Origin of the sequence: Haladaptatus caseinilyticus (genome assembly GCF_026248685.1) — an archaeon.
Lineage (GTDB): Archaea > Halobacteriota > Halobacteria > Halobacteriales > Haladaptataceae > Haladaptatus > Haladaptatus caseinilyticus.
Map to the genome: position 1 here is coordinate 633,056 of NZ_CP111036.1, position 17,035 is coordinate 650,090.

Below are 17,035 nucleotides of genomic sequence, written 5' to 3' on the forward strand. Positions count from 1 at the left end.
AATCGACCGAAGGCGCTCACTCCTGTCGGTAGGAGTGTCCGGCAAAGAGGGCAACGATGTGGCACGCCAGCAGGGAGAGGAAGGCCGTGAGTTCTGCGCCAGCGAGACCATTTATCAGGAGGGGTACGTAGAGGAACGGCAGCGTGACTGCCGACCAGAAGGCGACGAACTGAATCGGTGTCGTGAGCGTGTGTTCACTGTACCTCGCGTGTAGTGCGGTGAGTTTCCGGCGTCCAACAGCGGTGCGACTGGCGACCGCATTGCCGTCGTTTTCGAAGGGGGGAGTTCCCGACATTGTAACACACCCGTGCCCACCTATGCCGTCCACAGGAGCGACCTTATAGCGTAGAGAGCGTTGGGTTGGATTCACACCGTTTACCCTCGATGAACAGAACTGTCTATTGTTCTTTCCGACGACGTGAATCAGTTAAACGATTTAAAATCGTTTTTGAGACAGTTTCGTCGAAGCCCGTTCCCCGAATTGCGCATAAATTCAGATGGCGAGTCGAGCGATTCGAGCGAGACGTGTTCAGATGAATGCGAGTGGAACCATGAGGAGAACGCCAGCAGTGAGTCCGGACAACAGTTCGCGGTGACCGCCACCCGGTAATCCCTCGCCGACTTCGAGGGCTTCCGGTATGAACTCGGATGCGACGAGGTATATCATCGCCCCCGCCGCAAACCCGAACCCGATGGGGAGGAAATCCCGTGCGATTCGCACGAAGTAGAACGCGATGACCGCGCCGACTGGTTGAGGAAGGCTCGAGAAGATCGACCACCAAACCATTCGCCATTTGCTCACGCCCATCGAACGAAGTGGAATGGAGATGGCGACGCCTTCGGGGATGTTGTGAATCGAAATCGCGACGGTCATGAAAACTGCCAACAGCGGAATGAAGAAGCCAAGGAGTGCAATTCCTTCGATGTTTCCGAAGTTCAGTTCCGCAAACGAGACGCCGATGGCAACCCCTTCCGGAAAGCTGTGCACGGTGAGAATACCGAGGATAAGTACGAGTTTCTTGAAATCAGCTTCTTCGTACTTCTTCGGACTCACTTCTGCCCCGGAGATGACGTGATGGCTCACGACGACGAGTGCGACACCGACCAGCATACCGATGGCGACGCCGGAGATACTGCCGCCGTTCGCGCTCGATATTCCCTCAAATATAAGTCCGAAAACGGACGCAGAGACCATGATTCCCGAGGCAAGTCCCCAAAGCGCGACGTTCCAGCGGTCGCTCACCTCGTCGACGAGAAAAAAGGGGAGGGCCCCGATGCCGGTCGCGAGTGCCGTAATCAGCCCTGCCACGAACACCAGCATCAGATTGCCGAGTAACTCCATATTCACACTTGGGACGCGGCGAGGATAATTCTTATCATCGCCCTTACTTTTTTGGCCAACCTAAAAGTAGAATGTGGGCAGACGTCAAGATAGTTTTTAGATAGAAAGATATTTTTGACATCATGGGATGCGTCGAACCGGTGCCCCACGAGCGCTGCCGATGGTTCAAATCGGTTCGTGGTGAACGTGTAGCGGGGACGAAACGGTGGATATCTTCGACCGAACCGTTTTCAGCGATGAGGGATCGACGACCGTCTGGGTTGTTTGGACAAAACGACGACCATTGCGAAAACATCCGTTGGGGACCACGTCGCGTGTACCTATTGCGGATCCCTCAGTCGCGCTTGTAGCCGTGACCGACGACCATGGCGACGACGTTCAGGGCGAGGAGCAGGGGGAGAAATCCGGCAGTCGACGAGAAATTTCCGTGGTATAGAAGTGGCACATACCCGAAGGGAAGTGCAACTGCCGTCCAGAAACTCAGGAACTGAACCGGCGTGAAGAGCTTTTGTGCCGCAGCCTCGGCGACGTTCCGGGGGGCAGGGGGCTCGAATTCCGATGCGCGGTCGTTCTGTATCGTTGGAGGACTCGACATGATTACTCTGGGATGTATCTCTTGCTACGACTGGAGGGGTCATATAACGAGGTGAGCATACAGGGAAATTTACGCGTTTTTATGATTCTCACTCGGTTCTCCGACATTTTACAACGCCCTCAAAAACGTTTAGACCTTTTAAAACCGAATTTGGAGATGTTTTCGAATATTTATGTTTCGAACGTATCAGATATCAGATTGTTCTACTGTCGCCCAGTAGTTCGTGTCGGATTCCATTATATCCACCATATGAGACAGCCGCCAGTACATTTCAGTACTGGCCACAATACGGACATCTCGTGTCGGCGAGTCGCCGTGGAAAATCGACTTTCGCTGTCTTCGACGAGCGCATCATGAAGTAGACGGATAGTTTCACGCGTCAGGGATTCATCCGTATTCCAAAACGTGTAGAGAATGCCCGGGGAGGGCTCCGAACCCTCGATCTCCGCATGTCCCAGGTTCGAGGCCTGGCGGGGCCTCACGGGCACATGGGGAGGCTTCCAAGGCCTGAGCGCCAAATCTCAGAACCCTATGAGTGCGGCGCTATGTCCAGCTAAGCCACCCGGGCTCGATTACGGGTAGGGATGTGGTACTCTTTAAAGTTCTCATCTCCGACGACGGATGACACACGGCTACATAGCACGACGGCGACGCCGTCTTCCAGCCCGGATGGCCAGCGGACGGAGTTTCGTCAGACAATTATTTGACAATCGAATCAAAATGACCAGTCTTGTCCGTGTCGTGTTCACCCGGCGGTTTTAAGATACGGGCCTAACCATTCCCTGCATGAGCGTTCCGGGAATCGTCCAGTCCAGTCTTGAAGACGAACATGTTGCCGCAGAAGTATCGCTCGGAGGCGAAGATGTCCTTTTCGTGACACCGACACGAACACTCATCTATCGAGCCGATGGCCTGTTGAGCGACGAATCCGTCGACGAGTATTCACACGATGCAGAACGAATCGCCGTCTCCGACGGGCGGCGAAAATCGACCATCACCCTCGATTACGGCATCGACGGGGCAAAGGAGTTCAAGATTCCGTCGAAGCGACTCCACGACGCCCTTCACCCCGTTATCGCGGGAGTACTGAACGGCGCGGGGGTCACCGACGCGAACGAACAGGTCATCCAGACGTACCAGTTCAGCGAACCTACCCTCGTCCTCACCAGCGCACGCGTCGTGAAACACGTCGGGGAAGCGATTTGGGACGATGATTTCGAGCAGTTTCACTTCGCCGACGTAACTCGCCTCGATGTCGAAGAGGGCACCGTCTCCTCACAAATCATCATCGAAGTCAACGGGCGCCCACAGCGGATCAAAACGCCGAGCGACCGAACCCGTGAAGTCCGCGAACGGATCGAACAATCGCTCCTCGCGTACCACGACGCCGGTAGCTACGAGGAGTTCGAACGGTCAGTCGTACCCGACGACTCGGAACCCGCGGCCGAGGAAACCATCTCACTCGCCGATGACGACGACGTGTTTGGCAGTGGCGTCGAACCACTCAACGCGAATCCCCCCGAACTCGACGATCGCGGCCAAATCGCCGAGGACCCATCCACCGACCCACTCGACGAAAACGGAGTCGAACGAGCGACTGCCGACTCGGCAACCACCGAGCAGACGGCCAGTAACGCGACCACCGAACGGACGACGACGGAACGACGGAACACCGAATCCGATGCGGTCGAAGGAAAGACGGCAAGGTCCGAAACTGTCGAAGCACGATCGTCCGAGTCCAACACGGCCACCGGCTTTGCCGACTCGGGTTTCGAATCCGCGAGTGAAAATTTAGACGACCCGATGGAGGCACAACTCGCTGCACTCACCGAAGTCGTCGAACGGCAGAACGACCTTCTGGAACAACAACAACGCACCATCGAGCGACTCATCGAAGAACTCGGTCGTGGTCGGTGAGGATCGCTTCTCGTCGGAAGTTTCCAACTCACTCGCGGCCGGTCACCTTTCGGATACACGACGACCCGAACGGTCCGTGTTCGCCAACGTCGAGTTTCATGAAGTATCCCGTCGAGATGCCGGTCCCACAACGACGACAGGTGAAATCCCCCTCCTTCGTCACGACGTCACTTTCGAACCGCACGAACCCACCTCCTTTCGGTCGGATGATTCCGTTTTCACGTTCGATGACGCCGCGTTTTTCCGCTACGTCGAGAATCTTCCGCGTCACCGACGGGTTGGTCGTGATGGTCTCGATGCGGTCTACCGCCTCCGCAACCGACAGTTCGGGGTGCTCCAGTTTACTCAACAGTTCCACCCCCAGCGCGACGGCATCGTCCTCGTCCATCGACTACGTGTCCCACACGGAGCGGATTAAACGTTGCGCGGTCGGGTGGAAAGAATTTAGCTCCTCCCACGACTCTCTGTGAGAGAATGGGTTTCATGCAGAACCGACGGCACGTCGCCGGGTTTGCGGTCGTTGCACTGGTGGCCGTCGCGGGCGTTCTCATCTCACCACGATTCGTCTTTCGACAGGTCGGACGCGTGACCGAAAATCCGTTGCTGGCCGCCGGTTTATTCGTCTTCATCTACCTCGTTCGCCCGTTTTTCGCGTGGCCGACGACCGTGGTGGCCGCCGCAGTTGGCTACGTGTACGGACCGATCGTCGGATTTCCCATCGCACTCGCGGGAGCGACCACGAGTGCCTGTGTCCCGTTCACCGCGGCGCGTCATTTCAACGTTGGGACTGGTATTTTCGGCCGTCTCGGTGATTCGGGGGACCGGTTTTTCGACACGACCGGAAACGTTCGCGGAATGGTCGCGTCACGGCTCGCACCCGCCCCCTCGGACGCCGTCTCGGCGGCCGCAGGTTTGTCGAGCGTTCCGCTCCGGGCGTTCGTACTCGGAACGGCCATCGGCGAAATACCGTGGATGGTCGCGGCGGTGGTGGCCGGAAGCTCATTCGATTCGCTGTCGATAGAAAAACTCGGGAAGAACTGGATGCTCGTCGCGGTCGCCGGAGTTGCGGCGCTCTTTCTGATAGCAGGACCGGCGTATCGACATTTCGCGGGGGAGCGGGAAAACGGCTAGGCACCCTCAGTAGAACGTATCGGAACAGTCGTAGACGACGCCGTGTCGCGGGCAGACGTACTTACAGTGGCGGTGATACATCGACTCACCACAGAGCGGACAGGGCCGCCCGCTCGGTTCTTCATCCATACCGATACTACCGAATTCGACCCGTTTGATTGTTTCTCCGTCCTCAGGAATATCGGCCTTTCAGCAGCAGTACGCCACCGACGATCCAGAGGCCGACCGCGACGAGGATGACGAGGACGTGGAGTTCAGAGACCCAGAACGGGAGCGAGACGACGTGACGAGCCCCGATGAGAAGCGTGGACAGTACCGGGATGTTCACGCTCCGTTCACCGAGGACGTTGTAATCCCCCTCAGTTCCGTACGGTTGTCCGTACGCCTCTCCGAACGGAACGCGGTCCGCTTCGTAGGGGAGGTCGGGAACATCGTAGCTGGAAACCACGCTTCCGTTTCGTGTTATTTCCACCACGCGGTTGTTTCGGCTGTCGGTGATGAGCGTATTTCCGTTCGGAAGGCGGTCGGCATCACGCGGCCAATCGAGATGGATTCCGTCCACTTCGTAGACGGTCCACGCTTCCTCCCATTTCCCCGTCGATTCGTTTCGGTGAAGTTCGACCACCCGATGATTTTCCGAATCCGCTACGACCACGGCACCGTCCCCGAGCCAGTGCGGGTTGTGCTGCTTATCCAGTATCGACGGGTCGCGATCCTTGTTTATCACTTCGACGACCCCTTTTCCACGCTCGATGATGATCAATTGATTCGTGTTTCGAACGGAGACGAGGTATCGTCCGTCGCCGATTCGGTCCACGTCGTTGATGTGGAGCCAGTCGGTTTTCGTGGGGTCAGACGGTGTGTCGTAGTACTGACTCGCGTTCCACGTCCACGAGGGCTTCCCGGTCGAAAAGTTGTACGTGTAGATGCTCTCGTACTCCATGTCCGCGACGAGCAGTTCTCCCGACGGGAGCATTTCCGCGTCGTGAACCTCGCTGTCCTTTCGGGTCCGAACCGGATAGCTCCATTCGCCGGTAACCTTCGCGTTGGGTTGCGGATCGATGAAGCGAACGCCCGTTCGCTTACACGGCGGTTTGTACGGCCCGCACGCCCTGTATTTGTCCGCGTACGTCGCGAGAACGGTTCCGTTGTCCAACTGCGTAACGTCCTGATAGCTGATGGCGTTCCCGACACTCCACATCGTCGTTCCGTTACTGTCGAGTTCGACGACGCTTCCACCCCATCCGGGGCCCTGGACACCGACGAGTGTCGTCGTGTTCGTCTCGTCACCGGGCGTTACGCTCGTGTTCGGCGCGAACGCCCAACTCGCGCCGAAGGTTACACCGACGAGCAACACGCCTGCAACAACGAGGAGAAGTCCGCGTCGCGTCGTATCACCCCAGGAAACCATGCATCATCCTCCCGATTCCACCTTTGCTCCATAACCCCCGTTTCGGCATTCCTTGACCACCAGTAACTCCCTCTCTGAGAGGATGTCTCCCTACTTGTCAGTTCCGGCCATTCGACGAAAATGAAAAAACGACGAACCCTCGGTCGAACCGCTATGGACCGATTACGAGCATTCGCTCCAACCACATGACTCGCAGGTCTTACACCCTTCCGAGAAGTACAGCGAGAGCGACCCACACTCGGGACATTCGGGACTCTCGCCCGCGTCGATGAGCGACTGGGAGGCGTCCGTTTCGTCGTCGACCGCTCCGACGTCGGTCTCGCTCTCGTCCGTCGTCTCCTCGAGCGTCACCTGCTGTGGGTAGGCCTTCTCGATTTCGCCGTCGAGGTAACGCCGCATCGCCACACCGATGGCGTCCGGAATGGAGTTGATCTGTTCACCCTTATCCCACGCGACTTTCGGGCTACGGATACCCTGTAGGTCGGACGCGATTTCGTTCGGATCGACGCCGCTCCGAAGCGCATAGCTGATGACCTTCGCTAGTGCCTCGGTGAAGGAGTTCGTGAAGCCACCGGAGTTGCCGATGGTGGCGAACAGTTCGAACGGTTCGCCGGACTCGTCCTCGTTGATGTTGACGTACATCTTGCCGTACCCGGTATCGATGCGCTGGGTCACACCGTGGAGAACGTCCGGACGCGGACGCTCTTTGGCGTAGGCACCGCCGGTCACACCCTCGTCGAGTAGACTGGAGAGTTCGTCGCCGAGAACGGTCTGTACTTCGTCGTTCTCGATGAAACTCTCGATGCCGCCGAAGACCTCCTCGATCTGTTCCGCGATGGTTTCCGCCGCCTCGTCCTCGTCCGCGAACTCGGCGTTGTCGGCGCGTGTGGTGAGTACCTGTTTCGAGCGCGTACCGTCGCGGTAGACCGTGACGCCCTTGCCGCCGTGGTCGTAGATGTACCGGTACACCTCGTCCATGTCCTCCTTGCTGGCGGAGTTCGGGAAGTTACAGGTCTTCGAGATGGCCGAGTCGACACCCTGCTGGCAGGCACACTGCACCGCGGCGTGTTGCTTGCCGGTGAGGTCGCCCGTCACGACGAACAGTTCGCCGATGGCGTCCGGGACGGTGTCGAGTCCCTCGACGCCCGAGAACTCGTTGTTCGCCATCTGCTCCTGGGCTTCCTCCTTGACCGCGTCCACGTCGATTTCGTTCGCCTCCAACGTGCGGAGGAAGTAGTCGTCGAACTCCACGAGCATCTCGTCCCCCTGCACGTCGTCGGAGACGTTCTTGTAGTAGGCGACGTTGTAAATCGGCTCACAGCCACCCGTGGTGTTGCCGACCATTGAGGTAGTGCCGGTCGGCGCGATGGTCGTCGTGTTGTGGTTTCGAACCGAGAACCCGTCTTTCCACTTTTCGGCGTCGAGACCGGTTTGATGTTCGAACCACTCCGGATAGTCGGTCGGGGTCGCGAACTTGGAATCGGTCCAGTCGTTGAACGACCCGCGCTCCTCGGCGAGTTCGTGGGAGGCCCACTTCGACTCGTGGTTGATGTGGGTCATCAACTGCTGGGCGATTTCGTTGCCCTCCTCGCTTCCATAGCGGACGCCGAGTTGGATGTACAACTGGGCGAGTCCCATGATTCCGAGCCCGATCTTTCGCATGTCTCGAACCTTCTGTTCGATCTTTTCGACCGGGAAGTCGGACATCGTGACGACGTTTTCGAGGAACCGAGTGCCGTATTCGATACGGTAGTCGAACTCGTCCCAATCGATGGCGTTCCGGAGGAACGCATCGACGGCTTCCGACAGGGAACCGTAGCTGTCGCCGTTCTGTTCGTACCAGACACGCCAGTCGGGAGCCTCGCCGTCCGCGAGCGTCGAGAGGTTGATGTGTCCGAGGTTACACGCCTCGTACTCTTCGAGCGGTTGTTCGCCGCACGGGTTCGTCGCGAGAATCCGGTGGTCGGGGTGTTTTTCCACGTCGAAGGAGTGCTGTTTGTTCACTCGTTCGAGGTAGATAACGCCGGGTTCGCCGTTCTCCCATGCGCCTTCCACGATGCGGTTCCAGATGACGTCGGCCGGGATGGAGAGCACTTCGCCAGCCGTGACATACTCGCCGAGGCCGAACATATCGTAGAGCTCCTCGGTGTGTTCGGTGGCGACGTGGGGTTCTTCCGTACGCGGGTTGGTGAAGACGAACTCCTCGTCGTTGTAGAGGGCGTCCATGAAGTCGTCCGTGACGCCGACCGAGATGTTGAAATTCGAGAGATGGCCTTCGGCGGCGTTTCGGAGGTGTTTCGGGACGCGTCCGTCCTCGTCGATGAGTTCGCGAGCCTCTTCGAGTGCGTCCTTGAACGACGTGTGCGTGTAGTCGTCGGGGTCGTTCAGGCGAAGCGTGTTGGCGAGGCTGACGTCCTTGTTTTTCGCGTGGATAAACTGGATGACGTCGGGATGAGAAACACGCATGACGCCCATCTGTGCGCCGCGCCGTGCACCACCCTGCGCGATGGTTTCGCACATCTGGTCGTAGGTGCGCATGAACGTAATCGGGCCGGAGGCGATGCCGCCGGTCGAACCGACTGCGTCACCGTAGGGGCGGAGTTTCCAGAACGCATAGCCCATCCCACCGCCGGACTGGAAGACCTCGGCGGCCTCCTTCGCGGTCTGGTGGATGTCCGTGATGTCGTCGCCCGGGGAGTCAACGAAACAAGCGGACAACTGTTGGAGTTCGTCGCCAGCGTTCATCAGCGTGGGCGAGTTCGGGATGAACGACAGCCCTTCCATCATCTCGCGGAACTCGTCCCGAACGGATTCGACATGTTCACGGATATCCTCGGGGAGTTCCGGAACGACCGTCTCGTAAGCGAATTTGTTGACGTTGTAGACGGTGAGTTCCGTCTCGGCGTCGTCTTCGGTCGTCGTCCCTTTGCCGAACACCTCCGCAGCGAGTTCGTCGTGTCGCGGGTGACCGGGTTTCAACTGTTCCGGCGTGACGGTGATTTCGACGCCCCGTTTTTCAGCCTCGTAGACGACCTCGGCGAGCGCGATGTTCTTCGCGACGCGCGGGAACAAATCCTCCTGCGTCTCGACGAGGTTGCCGTCGGCGTCCTTGCGGAGATAGCGTGCCGGGAGGATGTTCTGATATGCGTTCCCCGTCATCCTGTCTTCGAGGGTGTCGCCCTCGGTTCGCTTGACGGGGAGCGTGACCTCGTCGGCGTCGGTTTCGTGCGCGCCGCTCATACTGACGCCACCACCGCTGTTCCCGTGCTCTGTGTAGCGATTCGTCTTTCGTTTCGTGTGTAGACCCGTTTCATTCGTGACGAAGAATGCATTTGACCCAACCCCAATTAAGTTTACTTTCTTTAGCGCAAGTTTGTTTGTATAGTGACGCCTCTGGAAAACGTTCCCTTCCTACCCTACAGTAATACCTCGGGGACTATAAGAGTGTTCAGACCGGAGCGAAAGTGACCGATATAAGGAGCTTTCTTCCGGTAATGACCCATTACTCGACCGCCGTCATCGATTTTTAGCGAACGGAGAATCCGACATCACCGATACGTTTACCACTCAGTACGCAGTCATTTCGGGTATGATACCGCTCGCCATCGAACCGATCGGACTCGTTGCCGTCGTCATTGCGATCATTCTGCTCATTTTCGCCGTTCGTTTCGCCGTCAAACTCGTCTGGCGTCTCGGTGTCCTCGCCCTTCTCGTCGTCGCTACACTCTACGCGGCAGGCGTATTGGTGTGACGTGAGAGGAAGTTTTCGAGAATCTCCCGACCGCACGCCGTGAGCACGCTCTCCGGATGGAACTGCACACACTCGATAGGATGTTCGCGGTGGCGAACACCCATCACCAGTTCGTCGCCATCGTGGGTCGTCGTCGCACTCACGTCGAAGCAGTCAGGTACCGTCGTCGAAACGAGCGAGTGATATCGGCCAGCCTGAAATCCCTGCTCGATACCGTCGAACACGCCGATTCCGTCGTGTTCGACCGGAAACGACTTTCCGTGAATCGGTTCCGGTGCGCGCCCGATCTTTCCGCCGTAAACGTGCACTGCGGCTTCCAACCCCAGGCATACCCCGAGCGTCGGGATTTCGGGCGAGAGTTCGCGGAGCACGTCGTTCGTAACGCCGACGTCGCGGTCGTTTTCGGGATGACCCGGACCGGGACTGATGATGATCACGTCCGGATTCATTCGACGAATCGTTTCGAGCGAGACGGTGTTTTTCACCACCTCGGTTTCGACGGCCGCGGAGTTCGACTTCTGCGCTCGAAGGGCTTCCTCGGCGTACTCCACGAGGTTGTAGGTGAACGAATCGAAGTTATCCACGAACAGCACGCGGGTCATTAGATACCCTCCGGAGGAATCATCCGGACGCCTCCATGGGTTCGTGGTCACGATCGGGTTCGTCGTCGTGGTCCGATTCACGCGCCATCGTCTCCAGTGCGGACAGCACGCCGCCCATCTTCTGTTCGGTCTCCTCGAACTCGGCAGTCGGATCGCTGTCCGCGACGATACCCGCGCCAGCCTGCACGGTAATCGTGTCCGCGCTGTTTCGTTCGTCCGTGTTTCCGTGCTCGATGGTTGCCGTTCTGATGACGATAGCGAAGTCCGCATCGCCCGTCCACGAGAAGTAGCCGACGCCGCCGCCGTAGACGCCTCGTGGGGTTTCTTCGAGGTCGTGAATTATCTCCATCGCTCGAATTTTTGGCGCGCCGGTGAGCGTCCCGGCAGGGAACGTGACACGCACCGCATCGAACGCGTCATGGTCCGACGCCATGGTTCCGGTCACCGTGCTTTCGATGTGCTGAACGTGGCTGTATTTGATGACGTTCATGAACTCCTCGACGCGGATACTTCCGGACTCGGACACTCGGCGAACATCGTTTCGAGCCAAATCCACGAGCATTGCGTGTTCCGACCGCTCCTTTTCGTCCGCGAGGAGCTCGCCCGCCAGCCGACGGTCGTCCATCGGATTTCCACCGCGCGCGCAGGTTCCAGCGATGGGGTTCGAAACGATTTCGTCCCTACGTACCGATACCAACGTCTCCGGGCTCGCGCCCACGATGGTTCTGTCCTCGTAGCCGAGGAGATACATGTAGGGTGAAGGGTTCACGTCGCGCAGGGCGGCGTACAGTCCCAACGGATCGACAGTTCCCGAAACCTCTCTTTTTCGGGAAATGACTCCCTGATAGATATCACCGGCGGAGACGTGTTCTTTTGCCCGACGTACCGCGTTCTCGTACTCGCTCCGCGACCCCGACGTCTCGTCTTCCGGCCGATACCCACCGAAGTTCGGCCTCGTTGCCGATTCGAGTACGTCGGTCACACGCTCCGCCTCGGTGGCCAGTCGGTCGTACATGTTCCCCGGGTCGTCATCCGGTGAAACGAGGGGCGTAAACACCAGCGATAGGGTTTCTTCGACGTGGTCGAATACGAGCGTCTTCGTGTTGAGAACGAACTGCGCGTCGGGTAGTTCCGTCTCGGGATGCTCTATTCCCTGCTCCTCTAACCAGAGGTCGTACACCGCCTCGTATGCGAGGAAGCCGACCAGTCCGCCCGAAAACCCGTCCTCGTTCGGGAATCCTCGTCGCTCCACGTCGGGAAGCGAGTTCCGAAGCGTATCGAGCACGTCACCCCCGTCATCTCGGTTGCTGGCGAACGCTTCGTCCCACCTATCGTCCAACACTCGAACGGCCGTCTCGTCCGACTGAATCGATACCACCGCCTTCGGGTCGTACCCGACGAACGAATAGCGCGCTCGACGGTCGTCCGTTCTCGTGGGGTTAAACGCGCCATCCGGGTCTGAGGATGCGACCTTCTCGGCGCTTTCGAGGAGGAAATCGTACTCGTTTCCTCCGAGGGCCGAATAGGCAGTCAGGGGGTCGATTTCCACGTCGAGATCGATCTTCATGTGGACGACGACCCGCCGGTCGCTCTCGGCGAGGACTTCGAACTCGTTCCGATTCATCGTTGCAGAGCAGGTCCCGATTTCGTCTTCCTCCCTTCCTCCGAGGCCGCTTTCGCATCCACGATGAACGATTCAACAGCAGTGTGATCTTTCTGTCCCCCGTTCGATTCGACGCCGCTCGCGACGTCCACGGCGAACGGTTCGACCGTCGTGACCGCCGCTTCGACGTTTTCGGGAGTCAATCCGCCCGCGAGGATAACGGGAGACTCGAGCGTGCTCGCTACCTCCTGTGCACGCTCCCAGTCGTGCGTTTCTCCGGTTCCACCCGTCGTTCCGGAATCGAGCAAGAGTGCATCGGCAACCGCATCGTAGCGGTCCGGATTCTCCGTGGACGCATCGATGGCGCGGATGACGTTCCCGTCGATGCTGGACGAGAGGTACGCGAGGTCACCGACGCCCATTCCGTGTACCTGCACGGCGTCGGGGTCGATGGTGTCGGCGAGTTCGACCGCACGCTCTGGTGTTTCCGGCATCGTCACGAGAACCGTCGTCACGAACGGCGGCACCACTCGAGCCAGTTCGGCGGCCCGCAGTGGGTCGATTTCTCGCGGCGAATCGACGGGCACGTCCACGAGTAGACCGATGGCATCCGCGCCTGCCGAGATAGCAGCGTGCAGGTCGTCCTCCCGGGTAAGCCCGCAGATTTTCACGCGCGTCATGCCGAGACCGCCCTCGTCATCGCGTTCAGTTGCGCTTCCGCGCGGCCGGAGTCGATCGCTCGTCTGGCTTGCTCGACACCGTCCTGCAGGGACGTCGCCTGGCCGGAAACGTACACCGCAGCTCCGGCGTTCGCCAAAACAATATCGCGCTTTGCGCTGCCGACGTCGCCTTCCACGATTCCGCGGAGGTCACGGGCGTTCTGTTTCGGTGTTCCACCGGCGACGGCGGACACGTCGTAGCGGCCGACGCCGAGGTCTTCGGGTGCGAGCGTAAACTCCCGAATATCGTTTCCGTCGACCTCCGCGACCGTGGTTTCGTCGTGGACGGCGATTTCGTCCATACCCGACCCGTGAACCACGAGTGCGTGGGAAACGTCCATGTGGGCGAGTGCGCGGGCCAACACGGGCACGAGGTCGGGGTCGTAGACGCCGACGACCTGCGCGTCGGCACCGGCCGGGTTTGTCAGCGGCCCTAAGACGTTGAACAGCGTTCGAATCCCGAGTTCACGGCGGGGACCGATAACCGCCTTCATCGCGGGGTGGAACACGGGCGCGAGCATGAATCCAATTCCCTGCTCTTCGATCGTGCGTTCCACTGCTGGCGGTTTCGAATCAACCACGACGCCGACTTCTTCGAGCACGTCGGCACTGCCCGAAGACGAGGAGACCGAATAGTTTCCGTGCTTTGCCACCGGAACGCCCGCGCCGCTGGCGACGATGGCCGACGTCGTGGAGACGTTGATGGTGTCGTAGTCGTCACCGCCGGTCCCACAGGTATCGACCAGCGGGGTTCGGTCCGGGGAAATCGTTCGCGCGGCGTCGCGCATCCCCTGCGCGAACCCGGCGATCTCCGTTTCGGTTTCCCCTTTCGCGCGCAGTCCCGTGAGCAGCGCGCCGATTTGTGCGTCGGTCGCGCCGCCGAAAACGGCGCTCGCCGCATCGCGGGCCTGTGTGAGTGTGAGGTCGTGTCCGGTGGTGACGTGTTCGATGTAATCCTGCATAGTGGAACACCAATGAACGAATTCGTGTTACAATGTACAAATTCGTACAATGACTTAAAGCTGTCGCCCGTCTCGGACGGAATAAACCTAGTTACGGCGTTCGATTTCGAAACCTTCAATTACCCAAGCGGCCAACGAAGGAATGCGTACGACGGAGGCCGACTGGGTTTGTGGTCTAGTTGGTTATGACACCTCCTTGACATGGAGGAGGCCGGCAGTTCAAATCTGCCCAAACCCACTTCAATTCTCACGGAGTCGTTTTTTGGAGTCCTAACGTTGTCGATATTCGCAGTTCGAAGCAGGGTGCGACACGAACGAACCGACCGTTGTTCACGCCAGGTCAAACCCACGTCTCGAAACTTCTCGGTTTCCACTTCCCACCGTCGGCAAGCAAACAGACGACGTGTAACAGACGGAACGAGGTACCATCTTCACCACTACTCGCTCGTTTCCGCCCCGCTCGTCCGTTTTCACGGATGAGAACGCACTCGATGGTTGTTTTGCTCACCTGTCGGCAAGTTAGGGGAGGATTCGTTCCTCCGTGCCGACGGCGTTCCGAAGGTCGTCCGATCAAAAAGAGAACGGGACGCTATTCGCTCGAAATATCCGGTGCTTGTTCACCTGTCGAGGGCGCATGTCGCGCGTCGTAGGTATGGGCAACCGCGACGAGCGTGAACGCAACGACCACGAGCAAGGCGAGGGCGATATCGGCGATTCCGGCGAGAAGCGGAAGTTCGAGCCATGCTCCGGTAAGCACGGCAAAGCCAGCGACTGCGAGACCGAGGTATCGTTTACACCACGAGATGTCGTCCCGTGTGTTCGTTTCGAGATAGGGGTCGAGTTGTTCGGCGGCGGTGGCGAGTTCGACGATTCCCCGGTTTTGATTGTATTCCACGATTCCTGCATCGTCAAGTTTCGGGAGGTGTGACTGGTAAAGAGCGGTGTAGACTCGTTTTCGCTCGGCGGCGGAAATAGCATCCACGGTGGTATCGTTTTCCCACGCGGCGACCTGCTCCGCAAGGTCGCTCAACTGAACGGTTTCCTCGGCCTGTTTCAGATAGTGGAGAGCGTACCGTCGTCGTTGGTTCTTCAATACGTCGAAGACCATATCGCGGGAAAGAGGCGTCTCCTGTTGCTCCCGCGACGCGTTCGATTCGAGTATGTCTGAAACGTGTTCGGCGACCGTTGAGTCCGACTCACTCGATTGATTCTCGGTGTTGTTGCTCCCCGTGCCAGAGGAGTCACCGATTGTGCTCATTACCTTGCCACCCCTTGCTCGTAACCCAGCATGGATTCAAACATTACCGGGTTTGTTCTTTGTTATTCACCATTTACCAACCGTAAACGAGTGGTTACGGAAAACGACAGATGATTCATATCGTGCCGCATTCTGGCGGTAACCACCCATTACTAGCTAGTTTCACCTCGTTCCACCAGGTGGTACAGATTTTCGTGAACACCGATGACGAGGGCCGGAACGACGATAATGAAGATGTGCTCTTCGAGTGGTATCCCGACGATCTCGATACCGGTTCGGAGCGGGATCGAAAACACACCGATGGAAAGCGTATACCAATCCCAGATGTAGGCGAGTGGATAGAGGACGAGAATCGTTTTTCCGGCGCGTGTGAGGGCGTTCGCCCGGAGAAGTAGCCAGAGCGCAACCAACCCGAAAACCAGTTCACTGGCCAGATAGGTGTACGAACCGAACACCGCACCGATGTCAGGTAACACACTAAAACGGAACGTGATGTGAGGTCAAAAACCCCTCAGAAATGCCCGTTCTGCGACAAAGTTCAAGACCAATGCCCGCGTCACTCAAACTGCCGATGGATATCTCTAACATTGCGACCACCGACTACTTCGAGATCGAAGCGGAAGAGCGACTCGGGCAGGCTCGATCGATATTCGAAGAGGAGAACCCGAAGGGCATCGTGGTCACCAAAGCGGGAGAGTACGACGGCGTTATCACCCAGAAACAGCTCTTACAGTCACATATCGAGGACCAAACGAAGGTGGCAACGCTGACCAAACCCGCACCGAAAATCGCCCGAAACGACGACGTGCGCGAAGTCGCTCGCGCCCTCGTCGAAGGCGGGAGTAAGGTCGCCCCTGTGTTTGAAGATGGTAAAGTCTGGGGCATTATCGACGAGGACATGATTCTCGAAGGTGTCCTCGACAATCTCGATGCGCTCGTCGTCGAGCAGATTTACACCGAGAACGCGGTCACGATTCCCGAAGATGCCACGCTCGGGCGCGTCATCAATCTCATGCGCGAACACAGCGTTTCGCGCCTGCCGGTCGTGAACGAGGACGGTTTTCTCACGGGAATGGTGACGACCCACGATATCGTGGACTTCGTGACACGGAACATGGACAAGCCGACGACGGGCGAACGCATGGGTGACAGCGACCGGATGTTGGACCTGCCGGTGTACGACGTGATGAGCAGTCCCGTCGAAACCATCTCGCTCGACGCAAGCGTCGAGGACGCCGTCAGAATGATGTTCGACAAAAACTACGCCGGTCTCGTGGTCACTCCCGAAGACGACGACCGCGTGGTCGGTGGCGTCGTCACGAAAACCGACGTGCTTCGTGCACTGACGTACACGGAAGAGGATCACCTCGACGTGCAGATCACGAACATCAACCTCCTCGACACCATCTCCCGTCAGACCATCAGAGAAAGCATTCAGGAGATAACGGACAAATATCAGGACATGCAGGTGCGCCACGCGCACGTACGGTTCCATGAACACAAAGAAAAGCTTCGCGGGACGCCCCTCATCCAATGTAAGATTCGCCTCCGCACCAACCGCGGACAGGTCGCCGGATCTGGCGAAGGCTACGGTGCCGAACAGGCTTTCAACGTCGCCCGAGATACGCTTGAGCGCAACGTCCTCGAACTGAAAGGACTCCAGAGCGACCGCGAGTACGAAGGCCAACTGCTCCGAAAGCTCAACGAACTGTAAGGTCGAATCGATTCGCCTCTCAAATTTGTT

The 17,035-nt window shown here is 58.5% G+C and carries 18 protein-coding genes and 2 tRNA genes; 5 read left to right on the forward strand and 15 right to left on the reverse strand.

Going from position 1 to position 17,035, the window contains the following annotated elements; all coding sequences use genetic code 11:
* Positions 1-16: 16 nt before the first annotated feature.
* The 4 genes from OOF89_RS03585 to OOF89_RS03600 form a co-directional block, all read right to left on the reverse strand.
* A complete protein-coding gene (locus OOF89_RS03585; protein WP_266078524.1) occupies positions 17-295 on the reverse strand; it encodes a hypothetical protein in 279 nt (92 codons plus the stop codon).
* Positions 296-529: 234 nt separating this feature from the next.
* Positions 530-1,342, reverse strand: a complete 813-nt coding sequence (locus OOF89_RS03590; protein ID WP_266078526.1) for a ZIP family metal transporter — start codon at positions 1,340-1,342, stop codon at positions 530-532.
* 334 nt (positions 1,343-1,676) lie between these two features.
* Complete coding sequence (locus OOF89_RS03595) at positions 1,677-1,937, reverse strand: hypothetical protein (protein WP_266078528.1); 261 nt, start codon at positions 1,935-1,937, stop codon at positions 1,677-1,679.
* Positions 1,938-2,352: 415 nt separating this feature from the next.
* Positions 2,353-2,505 (reverse strand) — tRNA-Met (locus OOF89_RS03600).
* A gap of 218 nt (positions 2,506-2,723) precedes the next feature.
* On the opposite strand from OOF89_RS03600, the gene OOF89_RS03605 reads away from it, so the two are divergent.
* Complete coding sequence (locus OOF89_RS03605) at positions 2,724-3,854, forward strand: DUF7115 domain-containing protein (protein ID WP_266078530.1); 1,131 nt, start codon at positions 2,724-2,726, stop codon at positions 3,852-3,854.
* A gap of 28 nt (positions 3,855-3,882) precedes the next feature.
* Here OOF89_RS03605 and OOF89_RS03610 read toward each other — a convergent pair whose 3' ends face one another.
* On the reverse strand, positions 3,883-4,242 hold the full coding sequence (locus OOF89_RS03610) for a DUF5830 family protein (RefSeq protein ID WP_266078532.1): 360 nt from the start codon (positions 4,240-4,242) through the stop codon (positions 3,883-3,885).
* A gap of 86 nt (positions 4,243-4,328) precedes the next feature.
* On the opposite strand from OOF89_RS03610, the gene OOF89_RS03615 reads away from it, so the two are divergent.
* Positions 4,329-4,985, forward strand: coding sequence for a TVP38/TMEM64 family protein (locus tag OOF89_RS03615; RefSeq protein WP_266078534.1), 657 nt, complete (start codon positions 4,329-4,331; stop codon positions 4,983-4,985).
* Positions 4,986-4,991: 6 nt separating this feature from the next.
* Here OOF89_RS03615 and OOF89_RS03620 read toward each other — a convergent pair whose 3' ends face one another.
* From OOF89_RS03620 to OOF89_RS03630, 3 genes are all read right to left on the reverse strand, one after another.
* Entirely contained in the window at positions 4,992-5,114 is a 123-nt protein-coding gene (locus OOF89_RS03620; RefSeq protein WP_266078536.1) for an HVO_2523 family zinc finger protein, read from the reverse strand.
* A gap of 43 nt (positions 5,115-5,157) precedes the next feature.
* Positions 5,158-6,396 carry an arylsulfotransferase family protein gene (locus OOF89_RS03625; protein ID WP_266078538.1) on the reverse strand — a complete coding sequence of 413 codons (1,239 nt, stop codon included), beginning with the start codon at positions 6,394-6,396 and terminating at the stop codon, positions 5,158-5,160.
* A 162-nt stretch (positions 6,397-6,558) separates the two neighbouring features.
* Positions 6,559-9,636, reverse strand: a complete 3,078-nt coding sequence (locus OOF89_RS03630; RefSeq protein WP_266078540.1) for an adenosylcobalamin-dependent ribonucleoside-diphosphate reductase — start codon at positions 9,634-9,636, stop codon at positions 6,559-6,561.
* Positions 9,637-9,985: 349 nt separating this feature from the next.
* On the opposite strand from OOF89_RS03630, the gene OOF89_RS03635 reads away from it, so the two are divergent.
* On the forward strand, positions 9,986-10,147 hold the full coding sequence (locus OOF89_RS03635) for a hypothetical protein (protein WP_266078542.1): 162 nt from the start codon (positions 9,986-9,988) through the stop codon (positions 10,145-10,147).
* On the opposite strand, the gene trpG is transcribed toward OOF89_RS03635, so the two are convergent.
* The 4 genes from trpG to trpD are packed head-to-tail and all read right to left on the reverse strand — an operon-like array spanning position 10,123 to position 14,033.
* Positions 10,123-10,749, reverse strand: a complete 627-nt coding sequence (gene trpG / locus OOF89_RS03640) for an anthranilate synthase component II (protein ID WP_266078544.1) — start codon at positions 10,747-10,749, stop codon at positions 10,123-10,125. The genes OOF89_RS03635 and trpG overlap by 25 nt on opposite strands.
* Positions 10,750-10,768: 19 nt before the next feature.
* Complete coding sequence (gene trpE / locus OOF89_RS03645) at positions 10,769-12,373, reverse strand: anthranilate synthase component I (protein ID WP_266078546.1); 1,605 nt, start codon at positions 12,371-12,373, stop codon at positions 10,769-10,771.
* Entirely contained in the window at positions 12,370-13,032 is a 663-nt protein-coding gene (locus OOF89_RS03650; protein WP_266078548.1) for a phosphoribosylanthranilate isomerase, read from the reverse strand. The genes trpE and OOF89_RS03650 overlap by 4 nt, the downstream gene beginning before the upstream one ends.
* On the reverse strand, positions 13,029-14,033 hold the full coding sequence (gene trpD / locus OOF89_RS03655) for an anthranilate phosphoribosyltransferase (RefSeq protein ID WP_266078550.1): 1,005 nt from the start codon (positions 14,031-14,033) through the stop codon (positions 13,029-13,031). The genes OOF89_RS03650 and trpD overlap by 4 nt, the downstream gene beginning before the upstream one ends.
* A 164-nt stretch (positions 14,034-14,197) precedes the next feature.
* On the opposite strand from trpD, the gene OOF89_RS03660 reads away from it, so the two are divergent.
* Positions 14,198-14,271, forward strand: a tRNA-Val gene (locus OOF89_RS03660).
* 102 nt (positions 14,272-14,373) lie between these two features.
* On the opposite strand, the gene OOF89_RS03665 is transcribed toward OOF89_RS03660, so the two are convergent.
* From OOF89_RS03665 to OOF89_RS03675, 3 genes are all read right to left on the reverse strand, one after another.
* Positions 14,374-14,541, reverse strand: coding sequence for a hypothetical protein (locus OOF89_RS03665; protein ID WP_266078552.1), 168 nt, complete (start codon positions 14,539-14,541; stop codon positions 14,374-14,376).
* Positions 14,542-14,622: 81 nt separating this feature from the next.
* On the reverse strand, positions 14,623-15,291 hold the full coding sequence (locus tag OOF89_RS03670) for a DUF7344 domain-containing protein (RefSeq protein WP_266078554.1): 669 nt from the start codon (positions 15,289-15,291) through the stop codon (positions 14,623-14,625).
* A gap of 152 nt (positions 15,292-15,443) precedes the next feature.
* Positions 15,444-15,767 carry a lycopene cyclase domain-containing protein gene (locus OOF89_RS03675; RefSeq protein ID WP_266078557.1) on the reverse strand — a complete coding sequence of 108 codons (324 nt, stop codon included), beginning with the start codon at positions 15,765-15,767 and terminating at the stop codon, positions 15,444-15,446.
* A 95-nt stretch (positions 15,768-15,862) separates the two neighbouring features.
* On the opposite strand from OOF89_RS03675, the gene OOF89_RS03680 reads away from it, so the two are divergent.
* Positions 15,863-17,005: a CBS domain-containing protein gene (locus OOF89_RS03680; protein ID WP_266079848.1), complete on the forward strand. Its 1,143-nt coding sequence runs from the start codon at positions 15,863-15,865 to the stop codon at positions 17,003-17,005.
* Positions 17,006-17,035: the final 30 nt, after the last annotated feature.